4 protein-coding genes and 1 pseudogene are annotated in these 5,587 nt (G+C 57.4%); all 5 read right to left on the bottom strand.

Annotated features, from left to right (window positions below; all coding sequences use genetic code 11):
• Window positions 1-433: 433 nt before the first annotated feature.
• Entirely contained in the window at window positions 434-823 is a 390-nt protein-coding gene (locus DU490_RS16710; RefSeq protein ID WP_114575354.1) for a hypothetical protein, read from the bottom strand.
• Between the two features lies 1 nt (window position 824).
• Entirely contained in the window at window positions 825-2,045 is a 1,221-nt protein-coding gene (locus DU490_RS16705; RefSeq protein WP_114575353.1) for a LysM domain-containing protein, read from the bottom strand.
• A complete protein-coding gene (locus DU490_RS16700; protein ID WP_258801713.1) occupies window positions 2,045-2,893 on the bottom strand; it encodes a DUF4123 domain-containing protein in 849 nt (282 codons plus the stop codon). The genes DU490_RS16705 and DU490_RS16700 overlap by 1 nt, the downstream gene beginning before the upstream one ends.
• 22 nt (window positions 2,894-2,915) lie before the next feature.
• Window positions 2,916-5,183, bottom strand: coding sequence for a type VI secretion system Vgr family protein (locus DU490_RS16695; RefSeq protein WP_114575351.1), 2,268 nt, complete (start codon window positions 5,181-5,183; stop codon window positions 2,916-2,918).
• A gap of 228 nt (window positions 5,184-5,411) precedes the next feature.
• Window positions 5,412-5,587 (bottom strand): annotated as a pseudogene (locus DU490_RS16690) (type VI secretion system tube protein Hcp); the annotation flags it as partial.

Genomic DNA, 5,587 nt, shown 5'->3' with positions numbered 1-5,587 from the left:
ATCGGCCGATAGCCAGGCCTGCCACACCCGCAGCGCGTCGCCCTCGACATAGGTTGCGGCTTCTGGCAGTTCTCGACTCAGCTCGGTGGCAGGGCGCTCAGCAAAGCTGTCCGACGAAGCCTAAAATCCGCCCACAGCATTCTGCGAGATCGTCACCTTCTCTCCACTGATAGCAGCAGGCAGGGCCAATTGAACCCAGTAGCCCTGGAGCGTTTCCACCCTTCTGCCAGGCGAGAACTGAGAAGAAGTTCGTGATACATCGAATTCGGTCCTGACGACTGGCGTCAGCTTGAGCGAGGGAGAAAAAAGAACTTCATTAAGTGCATGCAGTTCCGCGACCCGGTTGGTAAGCATGGAAGAACACGCTTAGAGAATAGTTCTCAAACGAAAATAGTCATCCGAAAAAATTGAAACCCACTTGTTTACTCATAAGCTAGAAGAACCATTTGTTTATATAAAGCATCGCCCCGCCTGCCAATATAAATAGCGCAGGGGGATAAAATGCATACATAGGAAACGCAACCATGAGCTTTATACTCCTTGGAATTTCGTTAATGTTAATATTTTTGCAGGCATGCGGGAATTTTTTACGGACAAATCTTGAGTCATGGAACAACAAAAAACACCCATAGCTTGTCGCTCTACTCATTTCCCACGGCCACAACCCTTTATATCCTCTGTTCGGAAAGTCTGGACTATCAAAATAGACATCTATTTTCTGCATATAAACAAGAAGCATAACGCCCCACACAACAAGGGACAAAAGGCCAGTGATTAATGCCAGCGCCGAAAGAGAAAAAAACACAAATTCAAAATCAATCATTTCAATTTCCATATATAAGTTCGCCAGCCCATCCTCCAACTCCCTTCCCTAGCTCAGCTCCTGCTACCCCCCCCGCGTATCCTGCACCGCCTACCAGTACTACTCCGCACGCAAGTGTAGCCAAACCACCAGTGGGGACGCCGAGAGCTAAACAGATTCCTGCAGCGGCGGTACCGGCTGCAGTACCGGTTGCAGCGCCGCCAAAAACGCCGCCGCCGAAGCCAGCCCATTCCCTAACCCGCGTGATATTGCACTCTTCTTCACGCCCGGATACGCATGCCGCTCGTACATTCGAATGGGTTGACACTGCACTAAACCCTAAGCCTACATAGCCTGCACGGCTCATCCATCTACTGGCACTGGCGATGCCAGCATAATTTTCAGCATAGCCCGGGATGCCTGATGCTGCTGACCCTGCTTGGCGCCAGTGATGCACCGTGCTTTTCGTCGAAAGGCCTAGCGCATGGCGTAGGTTAGGGTGCTCTGGAATCCCTAAGCCCATTCGCGTAACGCGATCGAGCAGGGAGTCCAGTTCTCGAAAAAGAGCGCTTCGTCTGGAGTAGAACTCTTGCCCTCCAAGCCGTCCTGTCCGCTCATAGGTGCGTTGATAAAGGGCTTCTATTTGCCGCAATTTCGCCTCAACTTGCCGTGCATGTTGCCTTACACCTGACGCAGTATTACCGATGGCCGCTCCCGCCCCACCAGTAGCCGCCCCCAAAAGGTCATAATAGTCAACCGTTCTCTGAGCTTCCTCATAGGTCAACTCAGCATTTATTCCATTAACCTCTTGTGCAATCTGCATCAAAAGGTTCTCTTCCTGTGTGCACTGCATGCTTCTGGGATCGCTGAGGACGATGACCTGACCAGGGCTCACGCCATCTTCTAGCCATGGATTCAACCGCTCCAGCATAGCATCTATTTCACCATTAGCCTGCCCAGCGAAGAGATGCTCTTTGAGCTCTTCAATCGTCTGTGGACTTTCCACAACATGGAATCCTGGCTCAACTTCTTCGACTTCGACGCATGGGCCAGCATCCATGATATCATCCGGGCAGCGATCACCTCGCACTTCACTGGTCTCCGGGAGGGTCAATATATCACCAGCTTGAATACGATTAGGATTATCAAGGGCAGGATTTAGCTCCATGATAGAAGAAAGCGACACCCCCTTTTCCCTCGCAATAGAAGTTAAGGTCTGCCCAGGCTGTACAACATAATCCATTATGCTCTCTCCTCTTCTTTTATCCCGAACAGCACTGATTCTATTTTATCAAGTCGCCTCATCGGTGGGTAGCCAACATTCCCTATCATCCCTTGATATTCTGAAGATTTTATAGCCTCAGGATGCTTCAAAAAAAGGAATATGAATCTTTCCAGCTCAGCTGTCGTTTTAAAGTCTGCCTCTTTAGAGATATCGAAGAGCTTTGATATCTCATCTCTCAACTGCGCTCCTGCAGACAAGCCATCCAACTCCTCATCAGCTTTTTTTTCAATTTGCACAATGAAGCTCTCTCTCATGCCGCTCTTCCATATCTCCATATATTCATCAGACATGTGAAGCCAGCCCTCTTCTCTACTATGAACAGGGTTTTCAGCGACGTGTGGCCGATATATCTGCCAGCCATCCTCCGTAAAGGCAGCCCACTGGCTAATCGGTCCAGTAAAATGAGTCAGTTCTTCTTTCTCCAACACGTCAATCACCGATGCAATCCAGCCCGGAGAGTAAAACCGCCAGTAAGCAAGCTGCCCGGAAGAAAGGCTCACGCTTATCAAGCTCTGCAAATGCGTCAATACGTCGAAGAACGAGTAACGACTGGTGAATATGACGCCCTTGTCACGCCAATATTCCGAGCACCCCCATATTCTACTTTCGCTGCTTGGCTCGTACAGACAAGGACTTACCTCTAGGGATTTCTCATGACGTGTCCCATAGTATATGGGGCACGCCTGAGGTGAAGTTTCATACTCGTATATGCTTTGCATGGCCGGAAAGAGTGCACCATCAAGTAAGACGAATAAAGACTCATCTCCAGGTCGAGTGTCTTGTAATCTCGCCAGGATAGTTGACATATCCATTATGCAGGCCTCTATCCTATTTGCATGGGCACGAAGCCAGTGGGCAGCTACCATCGGCTTGCTGATGGCATTGAGCACTGAGTAGTAACCCATCTACTGCCACTTGCCTAAGACGATTTGGCTGGCTTGGAAACACAGGCAGTATCGCCTCATGATTTTCCGTCATCGCATCCCTTGATAGCACCGCCGCCTGGGCCGCCTGACCGGAGCCGGAGCCGGGGCTGCCGCCGGAGTTGATCTTGACGCTGGCACCGACAATGGTCACGCCGCTGGGGTCGAGCTTGATGAAGCTGCCGCCGGCCTTGAGGGTGATCTCGGCGCCGGCTTCGATCACGACCTTCATGCCCGCCTTGTGGTGGATCTCCTGGCCAGCCTCGACCAGCTGGGCGCGGCCGATCTTCTCGTGGCGGCTGGCGTCGACGATCAGGTGGTCGTCGCCGTCGATCTGGGTGTGCCGCTGCCCATGCACCGTCAGGTGGTCATCGGCGTGAATCTCACCGATGCGGTCGTTATGCACGGTGAGGAAGCTGTCGTTGCCGATCTCCTCGGTGCGGTCGTTGTTGGTCAGCAGCTCCAGGTCCTTCTGGGCGTGCAGCCAGATCTGCTCCCGCTCGGCCTCGTCCTCGAAGCGCAGTTCGTTGAAGCCGTCGCCCTTGTGACTCTGGGTGCGGAGCACGGTGCGGGTCTTGTGCTCGGGCAGGGCGTAGGGCGGGGTGTTCACCGCGTGGTAGGTGCGCCCGGTGATCAGCGGCTGATCCGGATCGCCTTCGAGAAATGAGACAATCACCTCGTGCCCGATCCTGGGAATCGCGATGCTGCCGTAGCCACCGCCGGCCCAGCCCTGGCTGACGCGAATCCACGCACTGGCTCCGCTATTCACAGCGGCTTTGCCGCCAGCCCCGGCGGTTTCAGCGGCTTCGCCGCCAGCCCCGGCGGTATCAGCGGCTTCGCCGCCAGCCCCGGCGGTATCAGGCTCGGCATAGCGGTCCCAGGGGAACTGCACCTTGACCCGGCCGTGTTCGTCACAGTGGATCTCTTCACCTTCGGGGCCGACCACGAAGGCGACCTGGGGGCCGTCGACGCAGGGCTTGGGGTTGGGCTCTGGGCGCCAGGCGGTGTCGGCGGGGGTGAGCAGCAGCTCGTTATGGTAGCGGGTGCTGTCGTTGCCGCTGATGCCCTGGCGGTCGCTGGCGGTCACGCCCACGGCGTCCTCCTGCAGCGCCTGGGGCTGCCTGCCGTGATGCACCACCGAGACCACCTGCCAGTCGCGGTTGAGGCGTTCGGCATCGTGGTCGGTAAGGGTAAAGCGATTGCCGGGGGCGAGCTCGGGCAGGTCGCTCTCGGCCTCGGCGGTCAGCGCATCGTGGCGCAGGTGTTCCAGGCAGATGCGGGTGAAGGCCTCGCCGGAGGCGTCGGCCTTGTAGCGGCCGGGGTAGTCGTAGTGTTCGTACTCTTTATCAACGCCGGCCCGCTGCGCATGTTCCTCCAGTCCGTCCGCGACCTGTTCGTGTAGCTGTACCTGATGTAACTGTGAATAGGCCGGCTGCTTGAAGGAGTAGTCCTTGAGCATGGCCGAGGCGGGGCGGACTCGGGAGACCTGGCTGAGCTTGCGCAGGTGGCGCAGGTGGCGCAGCGGCGGCGTGCCGCCGGCCCGGCCGTGATAGGTGCGCTCGCCCAGGCTGGCCAGCACCTGGGGAGCGTCGGCGAAGACCAGGCGGTGGCCGCCGCCGGGCTGGTCCTCGCCTGTTTCGAAGCCTGTTTCAAAGAACTCGTGAAAATAGAACAGCCCCTCCTCGGCGGCCAGGCGCTGGATAAAGGCCAGGTCGGTCTCGCGGTACTGCACGCAGTATTCGCGCTCGGCGGGTTCGCGGGTGGCGGCGAAGGCCACGTCGGTGATGCCGTGCTCGTCGCACAGGGTGTTGATGATGGTCAGCGGCGAGACGTTCTGGAAGATGCGCGAGTTGTGGCGCAGCGACAGACGCCACAGTGCTGGCTGGATGGTCAGCGAATAGAAGGTGCGGCGGTGCCCGCTGTCGCCGCGGCCGAAGGCGGTGGCGATGCCGTGGACCCGGCGCAGCACCTCGCCGTCCTGCCAGATCGTCAGGCCGAGCTCGCGGTCGAGGAAGGCCTCGGGAGCGAGGTCCGGGTCGCGGCTGGCGAGGTTGACCGCCAGATGGAAGGGCCGGGAGAGCGCCTCGGTCAGCGTGAAGTCGACCACGGCCAGGTCGAGGTCATCGGCCCCGGCGAGGGCAAGTGTGAACTGAAGGCCGGTCTGATTGGCCATGGTGATGGCTCCCCTCCTGGAAGACGAATGCGCGGCAATCCATTGCATCAGCAGATTACGCGAGGCCCTGGGTATGGCAAGGGCGAATCGGTCGCTAAGGGCAATGGCTGACAGGACGTGTCAGCGATGTCGTACACGCCGTGATGCCAGCGCTCGATAACAAGCGCTGGCATCACGACGCCGGCGGCGTAACGCCCCGCCGCTGCGGGCGGGACGTTATCGAAGGACTTAGCCTTCGATCGGAGCGCGCCAGTCGTCGGAACCGGAGGTGCCGGCAACGGTGTGTTCCCAATCGATCTTGCGGTAGGCCAGGGAGACGTCCATCAGTTGAGTGAATTCAGCCGTGTTCATGTCCTGGGCGTGCGGCATGCGCAGGTTGATGTCGACGATGGTGGCGTCGGTCA

This window comes from Halomonas sp. DQ26W (assembly GCF_003339685.1).
In the GTDB taxonomy this organism is placed as follows: Bacteria; Pseudomonadota; Gammaproteobacteria; order Pseudomonadales; family Halomonadaceae; genus Halomonas.
Note: the sequence above shows the minus strand (reverse complement) of the source record. Positions and strands in the feature narration are given on the sequence as shown.

What these genes read in the sequence shown, in the direction of transcription:
- DU490_RS16710 (WP_114575354.1), bottom strand. Translation starts at nt 823, where the DNA reads ATGATTGATTTTGAATTTGTGTTTTTTTCTCTTTCGGCGCTGGCATTA.
- DU490_RS16705 (WP_114575353.1), bottom strand. Translation starts at nt 2,045, where the DNA reads ATGGATTATGTTGTACAGCCTGGGCAGACCTTAACTTCTATTGCGAGG.
- DU490_RS16700 (WP_258801713.1), bottom strand. Translation starts at nt 2,893, where the DNA reads ATGTCAACTATCCTGGCGAGATTACAAGACACTCGACCTGGAGATGAG.
- DU490_RS16695 (WP_114575351.1), bottom strand. Translation starts at nt 5,183, where the DNA reads ATGGCCAATCAGACCGGCCTTCAGTTCACACTTGCCCTCGCCGGGGCC.